Here is a 17,517-nt window from a genome sequence, read left to right as displayed (position 1 = left end):
CCCCATGACCGAGACCCAGACCCGCCTGCTGATGAACCGCCAGCGCTTCGAGGACATGCACGTCGACTCGACGCCGGCACCGAGCGCGAAGGACGGCGAGGTGGTCCTCGCGCTCGACCGCTTTTCGCTCACCGTCAACAACGTCACCTACGCGGCCTTCGGCGAAGCCTTGCGCTACTGGGACTTCTTCCCGACCGGCATCGACGGCCAGGGCCTGCTGCCCGTCTGGGGCTATGCGAACGTGGTGGACTCGGAGGTCGAGGGCATCGAGGTGGGCCAGCGCTACTTCGGCTACTTCCCCTCGGCCACGCACCTGGTCGTGAAGCCCGGCAAGACCGGCGCGCGCAGCTTCCGCGACGAGTCCGCCCATCGAGCGGACCTGCCCGAGGTCTACAACTGGTACCAGCGCAGCGACAACGACCCCTTTCAGAGTGAAGCCGCCGAGTCCCTCCACGCCATCTTCCGGCCCCTGTTCGTCACCGCCTTCGGCCTGTCGGATTTCCTGGCCGACGAGAATTTCTTCGGCGCCAAACAAGTGGTCATCTCCAGCGCTTCGAGCCGCACGGGGTATTCAGAAGCATTCAGCCTTCGCATGCAGAGCGAAGACATCGAACTGATCGGCCTGACCTCAGCCGGCCACCGCGACTTCGTCGAGGGCCTGGGGCTGTATTCCAAGGTGCTGGCCTACGACGACCTGGAGCAGCTCGATCCCGATCGCCCGACCGTGTACGTGGACGTAGCCGGCAACACGGAAGTCCAGCGCCGCGTCCACCAGCACTTCGGCGAGCAGCTGGTCCACGACGCGGCCCTGGGCGCCGCCCACACGCACGAACCCCCGCAGCCCGATGAGGACCTGCCCGGCGCCCGACCCGTCTTCTTCTTTGCCCCGGTCTGGGTCGCCCGTCGCCAAAAGGAATGGGGCCCGGAAGAGTTCAATCGCCGAGTGGGTGAAGCCGTCGCCGCCTTCTTCCAGCACGTCATGAAGCATCGGCTGATCGAAATCCGCGAGCAGCAGGGCTTCGAAGCGGCACGTGAGGTTCTGACGGAAATGCTCGACGGCCGAACCGATCCGGCGATCGGGCATGTGATTCGGCTAAAAGCAGACTAAGCGAAGCGTTTCGTCATCCCGCACTTGAGCAAGCCGGACTGCACTTGATTCAGGACTACGGCGCCCAGCACCCAGAAACCCCTCCCGTCATCCCGGCCTTGAGCCGGGATCCAGCGACTCAGCTCCCTGTCGCAGTCTGCACCGTCCCAATCTCCCCCAAATGCCGCTCCACGCAGCGCTCCAGCTGACGCCGATTGGCCTTCTGCAGTTTCAACAACAGGCCACAGTCGGGCGCCTCCATCTGGAAGCGGTACCCGATCTCCTCCTGCAGCCGAATGAACAGATGCGCCGTGCATTCCGCATCGGCCAGGGCGCGGTGATAGCGCCCGCTGCTGGGCAGGCCAAGGGTGCGGACCAGGGTGGCGAGCTTGTGGTTGGGTGCGTCGGGGAACAGCCGACGCGCGAGTAGCAAGGAGCACAGGAACAAGCTCGACTCGCCGCCGACCCGGGACCTCGACTCCTGCTCCCAGAATTTCCGATCGAAGCTAGGGAACCTCTGAACAATTATGCTCGGGCGCGACAGGTCTTTGCGGGAGTCTCCGGCTTGGCTTGGGCGAGCGCCGTTTCGTGCCAGGTGCGGTTTGCCGAAGGCAAGAAGCGCCTGGTGACGAAACGATCAGCGCGTGCGGTTTGGTCATTCCAAATAAGCGAGCCCAAACGAGGCGGAGGCCCCGCAAAGGCCTGTCCCTACCGGGTTTCGCCGGAAAGGCCGCATCTCGCGCGTCGCGCCACTCGGCCGTAGCTAAGGCTACTGTCACTCGTGTCGCAACACACGATCTGCGGCTTTTCCGACAGAAACGCGCTCCGAGGATAATTGTTCAGAGGTTCCCTTTGTGCGCCACGATCGGATCGCCACCGACGAAGTCGACCGCCTGGGCCATCACCGCCTCGACGGGTGGTGCCCGCCGCACCATTGCATCGGTGATCCCGGTAAAGGCCTGGATGTCATAGGGGATCGGCACGCCGGGGTTCATCAGGCTCTGGTAGCGATCCACGATCTCGCCACCACGGATCCGCACCACCGCGATCTCCGTCGGGCGAGCGCCACAGGCCGGCGAGAGGCCGGTGGTTTCGAAATCGATGACCGAGTACTGATTCCTGATCATGGCCTGCCCGTGACGATCCTTGCTTGCGGTATGCCCCGAAGCTTATCGGATCCGCTTGTCCGCCGTCTTCCGAAAGCCCGGCCAACTGGATTAGTCTGGGGGCTCTCGTCATCGACACTCGGGCGGACACGGCGAATGATCCGACTTCATTGCACGAAAGATCTGCTGAAGCGCCTGCCCCTGCAGGCCAACGGGCGGATCCGAACCCCGCGCCACAGCCGCGTCGCCGCCAACGACGATGATCTTGAAACCCGCTTGAGCGGCTGGCACGCGAAGCGCTTGTTGATCCAGCGGCGCCAGTGCCTGCTGTTCGTGCACGATGCAACCCGCTTTCCGGTGTTTGTTCCGGCCGTACTGAAAGCGGTTTTTGCTGCGCTGGATTACCACTTCTCGACCAGCTTCATGAACACCCTGCTCAAGACCGGCGCCGACAATGAACTCATGGATCGCGCGCAGGCGGCCCTGGCACCGCTGGTGTGCGACAGCGTCTGCGACCGTTCCGTGCAGGGCACGATGAACCAGATGGGGCAGGACCTGGACTACCTGTTCGATGACGACCGTACTCCGGTCAACGAGCTGACCGGCTACCGCCAGGGCGCCTGGCTGGCCGACCGGCCCTGCATGGTCAAGGGCGGCAAGGAGTGCCTCTGGCCGAAGCAGGCGATGCGGGACTTTCTTCTCGATCAGGGACACTAGGGCGCTGCACCTCTGTCCTGTTTCTGGAGGCCGGGGACGCTGTGTCATCCCCGTTCCTCGCGCTACGGTCGCTCATGGGACAGCCGCTGCTCATGGCTCCAAGGTGGGCAGGCCGTCGGTTGAGCGTACCTGGGCCTTGTCTACGGGATCGAAGGCTCCTATTATCTATTCAGTATCTATTCACATGTCGAGCGATGCCCGAACGCACAGACCTCTTGGATCGACTCATCGGACATCTGGCCGCCATGCCGGACGGGGGGCATGCGCCGGAGCTGGCAGCGCTTCTGGGCATCAGCCAGCCGACCCTGTCCCGAATGCTGTTACGCCTTCAGGCGCGCGGCCTGGTGATTGCCGAGGGCAGGGCGAGAAGCTCTCGGTACCACTGGGTTGGGGGGCGTGCGGGTCTTGCCGATCTGCGTCGCCGTCGCCTTCATGAAGCAATTGCTCATCGCCTGGTGAAAACACCGCAGCTGCTGCAGCAGGCTGAAGCCAGGCTCGCTGCGCTCGAATCCGCGAACCCCGCTGGTCATCCCTATCACGAGCGCTGGAGGCAGCTGATCGCAGGCCCCCGACCTCGCTTGCTCCGCAAGATGACTGAAGACTCTGAAGACGCAGATCTTCTCCGCAAGGAGTCCCCATTCACGGCATTGATCCGTCCAGAAGAGCGGCGCCGGATTTTTGAAAATCTCGGTCAAGTCGCGTGACTCGTGATCAACTCGAGCACTTGATTGCGGAGGTCGGCAGACGAACTGGCCTCGAGTACTTCTACATCATCGGCGCTTCGGCCGTTCTGGCTGTCATCGAAGACTCAGCCGAAGCAGCGCTGGTCCAGACGCGTGATATGGATGTCGTGCCAGGCCTGGATGATCCAGAGGAGGAGCGTCGGGTCAGCGATCGGATCGATTGGGTGCTTGGCGAAGGTTCCGACTTCGAGATCGAGAACCACTACTACGCCCAAGGTCTGTCGAGCAGTACACCGCAGTACGCGCCGAAGGACTGGATGCAGAGAGCCAATCCGGTCAAGGCTGGCAAGTTCACCGGGCTTTGCATGGAGGTACATGACCTGGCGTTATCGAAGTACGGTGCGGGCCGGCCGAAGGACCTCGAGTTCAACGCAGCCCTGATCCGTGCAGGGCTATTGGATCAGGCAACCTTGATCAGACGACTGCAGGATGTCGAGGCGCTTACCTGCGTGTTCTAGCTTCTCGCTGATTCGTAAGTCAATCCAAACACCGTGTCCGTCATCCAGCGGCGGAAAGAGTCATTGTCCATGAACTGCTTGAACAGTTCCGTGTCGTCTTTTAGTACGGCAGTCATCACCCGCGCCAGGGCCTTGTCGTGCTCGATGCGGGCGTTCTGCTTGTCCGAGTTCAGCTTCGCGTTGCGGTAGGCTTCATCGGCAGCGACTCGACTCGGAATGTCCTCGGTGATCAGCCTGTGCACGCGATCCGCGTCGCTCCAGGCGATGTTCCCGAACTGGTCGTTGAAGGTCTTGATGATGTTGGAGAGGCGATCGAGTTCCGGTTCGGGCCTGCGGCCGCCGCCGCTTGTCGGCAACGGCTCGATTTCGGCGTCGGCGTCCGGGAGCTGGATGCGGATGGCGGTCTGCTTCTCGACCCGGTAGCTGTCCATGTCGATGGCGTCCAGGATGCCGCGAGAGAGATCCTCCTCGACCGGCGCCGGTAGCTTCGGAACGAGGAAAGTCAGAAAGATCGAGAGCTTCTCCCAATCAGCGTTCGTGTAAGGCAGGACCTGGGACAGGAAGCCATAGGCTCGCAGGAACGCCTTGGCCTTGCCCTTGAAGTCGACCTGGCCATCCTCGTCGAGCTGTTCCCGATAGTCTGCGACGCAGGCATCGAGAATCAGATCGAGACAGTCCCGGTCCGCGCCGCCAAGATACAACGTGACGAGCTCATCGATTTTCTCTGCCGTGTAAACCTGGGCTCCGTCAAGCGCCGCCTTCAGGTCATGCAGCTTATCCGGATCGGTCTCTTCGGCCAGGATGGTGGTGCGGTAGTAGTCGGCGAATGAGGCCTTGATCGTGTCGGCGTCGTTCATGAAGTCGAGCACGAACACGTCGTGCTTCTGCGGATGCGCTCGGTTCAGGCGGGAGAGGGTCTGCACCGCTTTGATGCCCGAGAGAACCTTGTCCACGTACATCGTGTGCAACAGCGGCTCGTCGTAACCGGTCTGGAACTTGTCCGCGCAGATCAGGAATCGGTAGGGGTCCTGTTCGATCTTGTCGGCGATCTGGCTGGCTGGGAATCCGTTAAGCGACGCCTCGGTGACTTTCGTGCCGCCATATTCATGCTCCCCGGAGAAGGCCACGATGGCCTGATAGGGGCTCTTGCGGTCGGCGAGGTAATCGCGGATGGCGTGGAAATACTGGATGGCTCGCTCGATGCCGCTGGTCACCACCATCGCCCGGGCCTTTCCGCCGATCTTGTTAAGCCCGATCACCTGCTCATGGAAGTGGTCCACCATGATCTCAGCTTTCAGGCGAATGGCATGGTCATGGCTCTCGACGTAGCGGCGCAGCTTCTTCTTGGCCCGCTTGGTGTCAAACTTCGGATCGCCCTCGACCTTCTTGACCAGCCGGTAGTAGCTCTCCACTGGGGTGTAGTGGCGCAACACGTCCAGGATGAAGCCTTCCTCGATCGCCTGCTTCATCGTATAGCTGTGAAACGGGCGGTGCCGCACGCTGCCGTCGGATTGCGGCTCAGGTTTGCCGAAAATCTCTAGCGTCTTGTTCTTCGGCGTGGCTGTGAAGGCAAAATAGCTCGCGTTCGGCAGCAGCTTCTTGGCCTCCATCAGGCGATTGATGCTGTCTTCGAGGGTCTCATCGTCTTCCCCGTCACCGGTACCGGATAGCGCGACGGAGAGCGCTGCCGAAGTGCGCCCACCTTGGCTTGAATGGGCCTCGTCAATGATGATCGCGAAGCGCCGGCCGCGATGCTCGTTGCCGATCTCGTCGAGAATGAACGAAAACTTCTGCACCGTCGAGATGATGATCTTCTTGCCCTCGGCGATGAACTTGCGCAGATCGCCGGAGCGTTCGGCGTGCCCGACTGTCGCACCTACCTGCGCAAACTGCTTGATCGTGTCGCGGATCTGCTTGTCGAGAATGCGTCGGTCCGTGACCACGATAATGGAGTCGAACACCATCGAATCGTCTCTGGACAGTCCAATGAGCTGGTGAGCGAGCCAGGCGATGGAATTCGACTTGCCGCTACCGGCCGAATGCTGAATCAGGTAACGGTGCCCTGCGCCGCGCTCGCCGGCATCCGCCAGAAGCCGGCGCACGACATCGAGCTGGTGAAAGCGCGGCCAGATCTGCGTGGCCTTCTTGCGGCCGGTCTTCTCGTCCTTGAATTCGACGACCTGGGCGTAGTTTTCGAGAATGTCCGTCAGACTGTCGCGGGTCAGTATGCGGTTCCAGAGATAGTCGGTCTTCAGGCCATTCGGATTCGGCGGATTGCCGGCGCCGTGACCCCAGCCCTGATTGAAGGGCAGGAACCACGAGTTCTTGCCCTTCAAATGCGTGCAGAATCGGACCTCATGATCGTCAACGGCAAAGTGCGCAACGCAGCGGCCAAACTCGAACAGCTTTTCGCGCGGGCTGCGATCGCGCTTGTACTGCTCGACGGCATCGTCCACTGTCTGCTTGGTCAGGCTGTTTTTCAGCTCGAAAGTGGCCACGGGAAGACCATTGATGAACAGGCCGAGATCCAGCGCAAGCTGGGTTTCGTCGCGGCTGTAACGAAGCTGGCGGGTGACGCTGAAGCGGTTGGCGGCGTAGCGAACGGCGGCCGTCTCATTCCCGGGTGACGGCGTGCCGTAGAAAAGATCGATATCGTTCGGGCCGTGCTTGATGCCACGACGCAGCACGTCGATCGTCCCGCGCCTGGTAATTTCGCCCTGCAGGCGCGCCAGGAACTTGCGCCGGGTCGGTCCGTCGACCCCCAGGCTCAGCGCCTCTGCGACCTCCGGCTGGGTCTCTTGCAGAAAATCCGCAAGCTGCACCAGGTCCACGCAGTGCTCTCGGTCGTAGTCGTTCGGATGCCCGCCGATCCAGCCGGCCGCGTAAGCGGCTGGCCGCTCCCGAGTAGGGCCCTGGGGTTCCGCCCCCGGGTCGCAGGGCGAGCCGGTCAGGGCCGTGCAGACCAGCTGTTCGAGCCCGCGTTCGCTGGTGTCCGTGGTTGTCGGCGGCATTGAATCAATTACCCATCAATTAAACTCGGAGCTGTAAGATACTGTTTCGAAAAAATATTTATAAAAAAAGCGCATCTGGCAAGTCTTAATTCAAGCGTCCATCAATCAAAAATCACGCCCAAAACGGGACATATTTCATCAGTTTTTTGGCCGCGCCCTCATCGAATGGCCTGATCATGCCGGATTCGACTGCCTCTCGGATGTAACGCGAGACGGCGGCTTTGTTCTTCTCTTCTACGCCAAACCGCTCTCTGAGGGACGCATTGGTCAGATAGTCCCGCGTCACCCATTTCAGGCAGGCATGGAGATAGCAGGCCCTCACACGGTCCATTCGATCCATCGCCGTCAGAGGCTTGTGCGCGAACAGAACCGCCCGCGTAAAGCCTTTCGGGCTCTCGAACAGGGGCGCGGGCAGCTGGAACAGCTCCACCTGGGAGACGACCTTGTCGATACCGCTGCCGCGTTCCTCGCAGATCCGGAACCGGCGCATCAGCGAGGCAAGGGCCTCGTTGCGCGAGCGCGGCGGCGTGTCCACAAAACGCTGGGTGTCGACGAGCGGCTCGCCGGGATTCGTGATCTCGATCCGATCGTCGAAGATCTCCACCATCGGGCCCGCCCCGGCCACGAGAAAGTCTTGGTGGATGAGAGCGTTGGCCACCAACTCGCGCACTGCCAGCTCGGGGAACATCGGCACGCTCCGGCGCAGCGCCTTGCCGATGACCTCGTTCGCGGGCAGTAGGCCATTGATGTAGCCGATCAGGCCCTCAAAGCCGCTGGCGTAACCTTTGCCACCTTCCTGCTCTCTGAGCGTCTCGGTGCGGCCGTTGCCGCGATATTGCACAACGCGCACGGCTTTGCGACGCAGCGTATGAAAGCCATCGAGTCGCTTGGCGAACAGCACAGCACCAAGGTTGGTGATGTCCCATCCGCCGGCGTCGCTGCCACGGACTAGCCGATCATCGGCCAGGGCCTCCAGGATCCCGTCCCGATTCGCTGGTAACGACCGTTCGAGCAGCTCGAAGTAGGCCGGGTAATCCAGCAGCCTCAGGACCTCGTTGCCCGTCGCCCGCTCAGCGGCGATACCGTCTTCGAACGGCGTCTGGTCGAAAATGCGCCACAACGCCCGTTCCTTCTCGGGGAAATCCTTGAGCTTCTTTTTGTAGGAACCAACGCGGATGAACTCCTGACCGGAAAAGCGCACCGGATGACGCGCGGCTCGAGTGATTTCGAGGAGCACGACCGGCGCGCCGTCCAGGTCGACACGCAGGAACCGGAAGTCGATCTTGGGCTCCATGGTGCGCAAGAGCCAATTCTCCAGCTCCTCATTACCGACCTTCGCTGCGCTCGGATCGAAGGTCGTGCCCACGACCGCATGATCGTCATCGCGCACACCCCAGACGAGATAGGCGAAGGCCTTGCCGGCCAGGGCGGCCGCATTCGCGAGTGCCGAGATGTACTCGCCAATGGCTTGGGGTTCTGCGTCGTTGACCTTGAACTCGGCCCACTCCGTTTCGCGCGGCAGAGCACAGAGCTCCCGAATCAAGCTCGCGAGATATTCGGAAGGCCGGTCGCCGGTCACGCCCCGGCCTCCTCCGCTTCCACGTCCAACTCGTCATCGAACTCCGCGGCCTCGCCAGCAGCCAGCTCATCTAACGGCTCGGCCATCCCCGGATTTTCCTCCAAATCCGGAAGCTTCGCCGCCGCCTCCCGCACGTCTAACTTGCCCGTTACGGCGTCAGCAAACAGGCGAGTGCGGAATTCGTTGAGCAGCTCGATCTCTCTTTCGGATCGTTCCACAGTCGCACTAACGTCGTCAATAGCGGAACGCAGCGACTCTGCAATGTCAAGCTGCTCCTTAACGGGTGGAACGGCAAACACAAACCTACGAAGCGATGAAGAGGGCAAATTATTCGCAAGACCCTCAGCACCGCTAATCGCTTGCTCAACTTGAAGTCGATAGTAGCGGCTGTTCATGGCCAGCACCATGTACTCTGGTCTAGCATTCGGTACAAATACAGGCCGAAAAATCTTGTCAGAGAGAATCAAGTTGGATGTCAGTTCCGCTACACGGCCGACTGATCCAACCAGGTGGGGCGAACCGCTTGCCCTCGAGACAAGTACGTCACCTTCCGAGATGGCAAGTTTTTCGTCGAATATGAAGCCTTCCGGTAGCCGCTTATGTTCCTTCTCACGGAATACGCCTCGATTTACGCAGCCTGCTTTCAATACACCCCAAGAGCCCGCTTCTGCAACACGATTCTCTGCTTGAGGGCTTACTCCTTGGTCTAGTCTGGAAATCAGTGATTTCAGGCGCAATACTTCCCAATGCGCCGGCACCTCCCCCACCCACTCCACGCCGGAGGGCTTGAGGCGGACGTTGGGGTCGAGCCCGCGGGTGACGGCGCGGTGGATGATGGCCTGCTTCTGCTCCTCCAGCAGCTTGATCAACTTCTGCTTGGCGCGGACGTACCGCCGAATCCGCCGGTCTGCGTGATCGAGGAAGCGGACGATAGCTGCTTGTTCTGGGAGAGGCGGGACAAGGAACGGGATCTCCCGCATCCGCGACTCCGCTAAGTCCCACTGACCGATGCGCACGCCATCAGATGCCCGCGTAAATTGGGGTACATATGCGCGGGAGCGGATTGCAGCGTGGAAGAAGTTGCCATCTACGCCCCATAAATCGAATACGAAGTAGGCCGGGCTGACGATTCCATCGTATCGGGATACGCCGTACGATCCTTGCCAAGCCTTCATCTTGTTCATGGCAAACTGCCCTGGTCGCACGACCTTATAGTTGGTCAGATCGTCGGGAATGTAGTTGTGGTTCTCATCGGCACTCGTCGTATCCCGCCGTATCACGCCCTTCTCACGAACAACCGAAAGCAGGGGAAGGTCGGGCCGATTTCGCTCCGTACGGCGCCGAAGGACATGACGAAGCTTACGCACCTCCCAATGCTCCGGCACCTCCCCCAGCCACGGCACGCCGGAGTCTTTCAACGCGGGATAGGGCTTGAGGCTGGCGATACCCGCCCTTGCGTGCTGCTCCGCCGCTGAATCGCGGACCATTGTGTCCGGACCCTTGGGCGAATCGAACAGGGATGGCTGATACTCCCTTGGCGAACTCGCTTCACCAGGGCGCGGGCTCTGGTCAAGCGGTTCGGTCGGCGCCATCGCTGGGTTTTCCGCGATGACCGTTTCAATCGGGTGCCCCGCCAGCCGGAAGCCTGGGATATCGAGACTGTCCACCTTAAGGAGCGCTTCCCGCCCCTCGCCTTCAATCGCAGCCCTCAATTCCATGAGCAACCGCCCCAGCACATTCATGCCGACGAGCGTGTCAGCGTCTACCGGCTTCGCGCCCCAGAACGCGTCCTTGCGCGACTCTTCGACGATCGGGCGGTCTCCTGTCTCCTGCAGAAGCGTGCTGAACGTTGCCCAGTTCTGCGCGAGCTTTACCCGCAAACACCAGCGCATGATCTTGACCCGCACCCGGTCCCAGTCCGGTCGGGAGTGCTTGCGATGCGGCTTGCTCTTCATCTTGGCCGTCATCGGGCTCTTCTGCACGATGATCAGCTTCTGCACTTCGGGCAGATGCGGAAAGCGACAGGCCTGGTAGAGCGCCTCGGATGTGCGGATTTCAAGACCATTCACGCACAACGGGAACCCGCCAGCCATATTGGACAGCCCACCGAACGGTTCGTCGGTCTTCAGGAAGACGATGCATTCTTCCCGGCGATAAGTGCGTGTCTGGTCAGCGCTCATCGCCCGCATCTCTTGTCAGGTCCTCAAACAAGTGCTTGATGGCCGTCTGGCTGTTTGTGGTTCGCCGGAACAGCGGGTACCACGGATCACCAACCCAAAGCGCCAAAGGCGCATTGTTCGGGCAATTTCGGAACGTAACGATGAGAGATCCGAATCCGAGGGTCTCCAGGGTCATGTGACCTAGAGGTCGCTGTGTGTCGCCCAGATTTTGGCAGAGACCGCGAATTCGTGCGCCCGCCTTCAGAAATTCCTGCTCGAGCAGCTGCTTCCCTGCATCACTACTGAACAGAGACTTGCCACCAACATTCCCAGGCCGCCTAAGGGTTGGCGGATGTCTCATCCCTCTAACGTAGTCCTGCACGGCCGCGTCGTCGGGAATGCTCGTCGGTCGCAGAACGTCGGCAGTGTCGCTGTATGCCTTCCGATCCTCGAGCTCGATCGCTCGCCACCACGTTATGGCGCATTCCTTGCGCGTTGCTGTGAGCGCGTTCCTAATCCTCCCATTGGCGTAGTGCTGACCGCCCGAGTGGAGGGCAATGGTCACGACGTGCAACGAGGCCGCGGCAGGCGAGTCGGTTGCTATCCACGCTTCCAGATCTCGCCGAACACGGTTACCGGTGAAGAGTCCGTCGTCCAGGTAGAGATAGACAGCGCTTTCGACCCCGCACTCGGTAACCCTGAATCCACATTGTTCTTGAAGCACTTTGTCAAACAGCTCTAACATTTCGGTCTGGCTGTTCCCACCTTGCTGGATATCAAGGAAGTTCACGGTGCGCCAAAAAGCGCAAGGATCTTGGCCGACGAGCTTTTCAGTCCGGACTAGGTCTCGCAGGAAGTTCGTAACGTTCGCGAGCGAAAAGTATGTTTGCTTGAGTACATAATCCATCTCCCGCAGCATTTGGAGTTGAACTTCTCTGTCGAATTGCTGGATCCAACGATCAACGTGTTCAGGTGTGGGAGGGGGTAATTCACCCGACCGGTAGTCTTTGATCGTCTCCGCAATGGACGCGAGCAGCGCCGTTCGTTCGTTCATGGACCGACTCCTCTCTCAAGCCACACAAGGTGGGGGTGATTGAGGTCGATGATCATGCCTCCGCCTCCCCGTCGCCTTCCGGTTGACCTGCTGGAACAGACTGCCAGTCATCAGCGATCGGAGCCCAGTCCGAACTCCGCGATACCGGATTGCCATCTGCATCCTCGCCGATCCATACACCCCAGAACTCTGGATCGTCGGACCGAGGCTGCTGGGACTTTGGAAGTTCGTTCATCTTCACCAGCACCGGAAGTTCCGAGGCCCAGCCGAGCAGGATGGCATTTTGGGATGGCAGCGAAGGCAGCTCGCGGAGGAGACCGCGAAGGTTGTCCGGCACGAGCCGGTGGACCAGTTCCTGGTCACGGTCGTTGCTGATCCGGTGGAGCAGGAAGGTGTTGCACTGCGATAGCACGGTGGGCGACAGTTCGGATGGGCGCTGCGACGAGAGGACAAGGCCGAGGCCGAACTTCCGGCCCTCACGGGCGATGCGCTCGAAGACCTGACAGCAGATGCTGGCCGCGTCCTGATTCTCGACGTCCTCCTTGTAGCGCTTGATGAAGGTGTGGGCCTCTTCCATAACCAGCACGGTGGGCAGCGCGACACCGTTCAGCTTCACGTAGCGTTGTAGCGACTCGAACGTAATGCGCGCGATGACGGCGGTGATGACGTGAATGACTTCGGTAGGCACCAGTGAAAGGTCAATTACCGATATGCAACCGTCATCGGTGTCGTCGCTGCCGATGTAGCTCGAAAGCCACTCGTCCAAGGCCACGTCGTGTTCGCTTCCCATGATCGGCTTCAAGCGGGTGTCCGTCAGCAGCGCACGGATCCTGACGAGCAGCGTTTCGACGTGCTCGGAGACGTTCAGCAGCTCTCCCGCCGCCTCGACGGCTCGAAGCAGCGATGCGCCCTCGAATGGACGCGGTGCGTCGACATCTGCCGGAACTATGTCTGAATCTGTCCCGCCGAATGCGGAATGAGTCTCGCTAGCAGCCACGAGCAGATCCCGGACTTCATCCCTAGTGAAGTCATAGTGGGGGTATTGAACGCGACGCGGCTGACAGAGCCCTTCGATCTTGGCGACGAGCGCTTGGAGTCGGGCTTGAGGGTCACCAGCGAACGATGACAAGTCGGACTCCAATCCCGACTTCCACTTCTCCAGCTTCTCGAAAAACGCCTTCGGCTTTGGGAACGCACCCCATGGTCCGCCGGAGTTCTGCTCGATGCGAATGGTCGTCACCATAGTTCGAAGGAACCGTCGCATGTCGTGACTTGTATCAGGCGTCGGCTCGGTCTGGCCGTCCCGAACGAAGCGAAGGGCGTGCATCAGTGTAGGCCGCTGCGTCCGCGCGCTGGCCTGCGTGAACGAGCACCACTCCGCGCTGTTCCAGAACCACAGCGGCACTTTCAGAGCCTTTTCACCTTCAGCCGGGTTCACCTTGAAGATTCGCGCCTTTATCTTTTCGGCGCCGCTGAAGGCGCGTGCATACTCGCCATTCGGGTCAAGCACAATAAACCGGGCGTTGGGTCGTCCTCCTCCTCGCGCCTGCGATGCCTGTTCCAGGCTCCAGCGAATCAATCCGGCGACGGAGCAGGACTTGCCGCTACCCGTGTTGCCCAACACGGCAAGGTGCCGCCCGAACAGGCGATTGGGATCGATAGATACCTCCGCATCACCTGCGAGCGGACTCGTGCCGATCTTTACCCTGCGACGCTCTCCAGACTCGACGATGGAGCAGAGTTGCTTTTCGGTGGGCAGGAGGACAGCTGCGCCAATCGATGGCAAGGCGTCGGCGCCGCGCCTGAAGTCGTACGCGCCATCCGGCGAACGCCTGCGAAGCGTGCCGAGGGGGTTGAGCCTCAATCTGCGAAGAGGATAGGGAAGATCCACCAATCCGAAGTCCTGCATGCCGCGCCGCTTCGGAAAGGGTGAGCGCTCGACGGTCATCCACTCGACTTGGCCGACGAGGAAAGCGTCATCCACTGGAATCAGCAGGTAGCCGTTGACCCTGGGAAATGGCCGCGGGCCTCCGGCATTCAGGGCAACGGACTCGGGTGCCTCGATATCGAGACCCACCTTGATTTCATCTGGCGAGACGAATTCCACCGCGCCGATGCGCAAACTGCCGGCCTGCTCGAAGGGTGCCTGGCTCAAGACGGCGAACTCCCTTCTTGTGTCGGCGCGTCCTCGGCATCCGCTTGGGCGCGAGGCTCCGTGCCCCAGCGCGCCTTGAGCAGTTCCGCCATGCGGAAGGTCGTGCGGTCGATTGCCGGCTTCGGCAGGTAATGATCGACCAAGACTTTCAGGTTACCGAGATGGTTACCGATCAATAGCGTGATCTGCGCATGCCTACCCAGACGCTCGTACGTGCTCATGATGCGCCCAAGCGGATCGCCGTGGGCAATAATGACCAGGTGCGCGGACGGGATAGTCAGCATGTCCTCGATCACGCGATTGATGTGTTCGTCGCCGAAGCTGTAGCCGTAGCAGACCAACGTGCTGTTCGGGCGGCAGATTGAAGCGGCGAAGTCGCGGAAGAGTTCGATATAGGGGTATGCCGTCGTTTCGCGATCCTTGGCGGCGTTGGGGTAGATCATCAGCCGCGTTGCATCGACGCCCTTCAGTCCAGGCGCGGCGAGATAGGGGGCCGCGTCCATTGCGCCGAAAGGGAGGCCGATGCGCCGGATCGAACCTGCGCAGTCGAGCCAGTCCACCGAGCCGTGGAGCTTGGTGAAACGCGCGACGCCTTCGAGGTAGCGCGGTTCCCCGCGGATGCCCGGCGGGTTGTAGTGCAGATCCACATCGAGGCGCGATGCGCGGAAGACTGGCACCAGGGTGCCGACGAAACGATCGATGAGACGCAAGCCAGCCACATCTGCACCCGCCTCGATGTAACGGTCGTAGTTTGTCGTGAAAAGCTGCAGGCGCTCGCGGGTACCGGCACGGCTGGCAAAGCTCATCAGGAAGCTGACGAGGTAGTTGAACGCCTCTTCGCGCTGCTCGGTTTCCGCCGTCGCGAGGTTTCGTTCGCCCGTAAGAATGGAGCCGGCGAATGATTGCAGGGCTGCCGTCAGGCCACCTCGCAGGGCCGCTGCTTGTTGTCGCTCAGGTGCGTCTGCTGGCTTCTTTGCTACAAGGATCTCCAGACCTCGAAGCACTTCGTTGGCGACGCGGATCTGGTCCTCGAAGTTTCCGTCCTCGCGCCCGGCCGCGCTGGCCGCACACTTAGCCTCGGACGTGATTTCGTCGTTCAGGACGTCGAAAATGACGGCGCCCATGCCGGGCAGGGGCTGATTCGTGGCCATCCCATGGACGGCGTGGGTCAACCCCGAGCCGACCAACAGGGAAAGATGCTCGGACTGAGCCAGTGCCGTCAGCCACGGCTCGATTCGCGGCCGGATTATCTCGGCGCCGAACGGTTCGGCTGGCTTCGCCCATGAGCACGTCGAGTCGGTCGGCACGGTGAACTGATCGACTCCCGTCGCGTCCGACGGGCGATTTAAGAGAACAGGTGAGTGGTCATCGCGCGTCTTCAGTATCTGGCCATCGCTCCCCAGCAATGTCTTCAGTTCCTCGACTGTCATGGCGCTTTCTCCCCGATGATCTCGCCCAGCAGCCCCTCGGTCTCTTTCTCCAGCGCCAGAATGTCAGCCCGAATCTCCTCCAGCGAGCGCAACGGCTTCGGCTTGTAGAAGTAGCGGGTGAAGCTGATCTCGTAGCCTGTCTTGACGCTGCCGGGGACGTACCAGGCATCGGGCGCGTGGGGCAATACCTCGCGCTTGATAAAGGCTTCGATGCCGCCCTCTTCGAGCAATGGCACCTGTTCCGTGTCGCGCAATTCGGTGTCCGGCTCGTATTCAACCACGGCGGTCTTGCCGGCAATCGTTGCCTCGAACAGGCCGCGCAGGGGATCAGCCTCGGTGCCCTTCTTGTGGATCTTTTTGATGACCGGTGGGGCGTCGTCGACCCGTTCGCAGGTCTCTTTGAGTTTCTTGATTTCTGCCGCCTTGTAGGCGCGCTCGGGATCGATGCCCGCCAGGCGGAGCGGCCGCTCGACCGTCACTTTCCAGTACCCGAAGGCCTCGTTCGGGAAGATCTTCGACTGCACGGTTTCTTCGAAGGCGAGGAAGGCGTCGCAGATGCGCTGGATGTCCTGCTCGGAAAGTTCGCAGTTCTTTTTTCCTAAGTTCTTGCGCAGCGGCTTGTACCACTGGGTTGCATCGATTAGTTGGACCTGCCCTTTTCGATGTTCCGGCTTGCGGTTGGTGAGCACCCAGATGTAGGTCGCGATGCCGGTGTTGTAGAACATGTTGAGCGGAAGGGCGACGATCGCTTCGAGCCAGTCGTTCTCGATAATCCAGCGGCGGATGTTGCTCTCGCCCTGGCCGGCGTCGCCGGTGAAGAGAGAGGAACCGTTGTGCACCTCGGCGATGCGGCTGCCCATCTTCGTGCCCTGCTTCATTTTCGCGAGCATGTTAGCCAGGAACAACATCTGGCCATCGTTGGAGCGAGTCAGCAGTGAGTACTCCGGGTCGCCCGCGTGCTGGATGAGGAAACGCGGGTCCTTGACACCCTTCTTGCCGCCCATGCGCTCAAGGTCTGACTTCCAGCTCTTGCCGTAGGGCGGATTGGAGAGCATGAAGTCAAATTCGCGAGACGGGAAGGCATCGTTGGCGAGTGTCGAGTGCTCGGGGCCGCCGATGATATTGTCCGCCGCGTCGCCTTCGCCCTTCAGCAGCAGGTCGGCCTTGCAAATGGCGTAGGTCTCGGCGTTGATTTCCTGGCCGAAAAGGTGGGTCGCGACCTGCTTGCCGTGGTCTTCGGCAAGCTGCTGTAGCGTTTCCTCGGCGACGGTCAGCATACCGCCGGTGCCGCAGGCACCGTCATAGAGCAGGTAGGTGCCGGACTGGATCTCGTCGGCGATGGGCAGGAAGATCAGCTTGGCCATGAGCTTGACAGCGTCGCGCGGCGTCCAGTGCTCGCCGGCCTCTTCGTTGTTGTCTTCGTTGAAGCGGCGGACGAGTTCCTCGAACAGGGTGCCCATGGCATGATTGTCGAGCGCGGCTTGCTTGACCGAGCCGTTCCCATTCATGACTGGATTCGGGCTAAGGTTGATGTCCGACGAGAGGAACTTCTCGATCAGCGTGCCGAGCGCATCCGCCTTCGACAGGCGCGGGATCTGGTTGCGGAATTCGAAGTTTTCGAGGATGTCCTGGACGTTTGGCGAGAACCCATCAAGGTAGGCCTCGAAATCGGCGCGAAGCTGTTGCTGGCTGGCGCGCGACCGAAGATCCCGGAGCGTGAACTTCGAGGTGTTGTAGAAGGCCTGCCCGGCGGCCTGGCGCAGGGCTGCATCCTGCTGAACGATCCCGGCCTCGTCGAGCGAGGCCTTCATCTCCAGCACCGCCTGCTTGGTCGGCTCCAGCACGGCGTCGAGTCGCCGCAGCACCGTCATCGGCAGAATGACGTCGCGGTATTTGCCGCGCACGTACAGGTCGCGCAGCACATCATCCGCGATGCCCCAGATGAAGTTGGTGATCCAGTTGAGCTGGACTTGTTCCATCAGACTCTCGATCCTATCGTTTTCATGTAGCAACACATC

13 protein-coding genes are annotated in these 17,517 nt (G+C 61.0%); 4 read left to right on the top strand and 9 right to left on the bottom strand.

Annotation, left to right across the window (positions count from 1 at the left end):
* Positions 1-4: 4 nt before the first annotated feature.
* Positions 5-1,108, top strand: a complete 1,104-nt coding sequence (locus WM2015_RS14465; RefSeq protein ID WP_049726727.1) for a DUF2855 family protein — start codon at positions 5-7, stop codon at positions 1,106-1,108.
* A gap of 118 nt (positions 1,109-1,226) precedes the next feature.
* On the opposite strand, the gene WM2015_RS14460 is transcribed toward WM2015_RS14465, so the two are convergent.
* Both WM2015_RS14460 and WM2015_RS14455 read right to left on the bottom strand, forming a co-directional pair.
* Positions 1,227-1,616, bottom strand: a complete 390-nt coding sequence (locus tag WM2015_RS14460; protein WP_483855393.1) for an exonuclease domain-containing protein — start codon at positions 1,614-1,616, stop codon at positions 1,227-1,229.
* A gap of 310 nt (positions 1,617-1,926) precedes the next feature.
* Positions 1,927-2,214: a 3'-5' exonuclease gene (locus tag WM2015_RS14455; protein WP_049726725.1), complete on the bottom strand. Its 288-nt coding sequence runs from the start codon at positions 2,212-2,214 to the stop codon at positions 1,927-1,929.
* Positions 2,215-2,349: 135 nt separating this feature from the next.
* Here WM2015_RS14455 and WM2015_RS14450 point away from each other — a divergent pair, with 135 nt between their 5' ends.
* From WM2015_RS14450 to WM2015_RS14440, 3 genes are all read left to right on the top strand, one after another.
* On the top strand, positions 2,350-2,910 hold the full coding sequence (locus WM2015_RS14450) for a DUF6933 domain-containing protein (protein WP_049726724.1): 561 nt from the start codon (positions 2,350-2,352) through the stop codon (positions 2,908-2,910).
* A 215-nt stretch (positions 2,911-3,125) separates the two neighbouring features.
* The gene (locus WM2015_RS15960; protein WP_169751198.1) at positions 3,126-3,614 is read left to right on the top strand and encodes a MarR family transcriptional regulator; all 489 of its coding nucleotides are present in this window, start codon (positions 3,126-3,128) and stop codon (positions 3,612-3,614) included.
* Complete coding sequence (locus tag WM2015_RS14440; protein ID WP_049726722.1) at positions 3,611-4,111, top strand: DUF6036 family nucleotidyltransferase; 501 nt, start codon at positions 3,611-3,613, stop codon at positions 4,109-4,111. Before WM2015_RS15960 ends, WM2015_RS14440 begins: the two co-directional genes overlap by 4 nt.
* Here WM2015_RS14440 and WM2015_RS14435 read toward each other — a convergent pair.
* From WM2015_RS14435 to WM2015_RS14405, 7 genes are all read right to left on the bottom strand, one after another.
* Positions 4,108-7,122, bottom strand: coding sequence for a type I restriction endonuclease subunit R (locus WM2015_RS14435; protein WP_049726721.1), 3,015 nt, complete (start codon positions 7,120-7,122; stop codon positions 4,108-4,110). The genes WM2015_RS14440 and WM2015_RS14435 overlap by 4 nt on opposite strands.
* Before the next feature lie 112 nt (positions 7,123-7,234).
* Positions 7,235-8,701, bottom strand: a complete 1,467-nt coding sequence (locus WM2015_RS14430; protein WP_049726720.1) for an ATP-binding protein — start codon at positions 8,699-8,701, stop codon at positions 7,235-7,237.
* Entirely contained in the window at positions 8,698-10,881 is a 2,184-nt protein-coding gene (locus tag WM2015_RS15690) for an NADAR family anti-phage protein (RefSeq protein ID WP_245609778.1), read from the bottom strand. Before WM2015_RS15690 ends, WM2015_RS14430 begins: the two co-directional genes overlap by 4 nt.
* The gene (locus WM2015_RS14420; protein WP_156201254.1) at positions 10,871-11,914 is read right to left on the bottom strand and encodes a phosphoribosyltransferase-like anti-phage protein; all 1,044 of its coding nucleotides are present in this window, start codon (positions 11,912-11,914) and stop codon (positions 10,871-10,873) included. The genes WM2015_RS15690 and WM2015_RS14420 overlap by 11 nt, the downstream gene beginning before the upstream one ends.
* Positions 11,915-11,966: 52 nt before the next feature.
* Positions 11,967-14,069, bottom strand: coding sequence for an ATP-binding protein (locus WM2015_RS14415; RefSeq protein ID WP_049726718.1), 2,103 nt, complete (start codon positions 14,067-14,069; stop codon positions 11,967-11,969).
* Positions 14,066-15,499, bottom strand: coding sequence for an SIR2 family protein (locus WM2015_RS14410; protein ID WP_049726717.1), 1,434 nt, complete (start codon positions 15,497-15,499; stop codon positions 14,066-14,068). The genes WM2015_RS14415 and WM2015_RS14410 overlap by 4 nt, the downstream gene beginning before the upstream one ends.
* A complete protein-coding gene (locus WM2015_RS14405; RefSeq protein ID WP_049726716.1) occupies positions 15,496-17,478 on the bottom strand; it encodes a type I restriction-modification system subunit M in 1,983 nt (660 codons plus the stop codon). Before WM2015_RS14405 ends, WM2015_RS14410 begins: the two co-directional genes overlap by 4 nt.
* Positions 17,479-17,517: the final 39 nt, after the last annotated feature.

Source organism: Wenzhouxiangella marina, assembly GCF_001187785.1.
GTDB lineage: Bacteria > Pseudomonadota > Gammaproteobacteria > Xanthomonadales > Wenzhouxiangellaceae > Wenzhouxiangella > Wenzhouxiangella marina.
The sequence above is the reverse complement of the archived record's forward strand: the minus strand, read 5'-3'. Positions and strand labels throughout refer to the sequence as shown.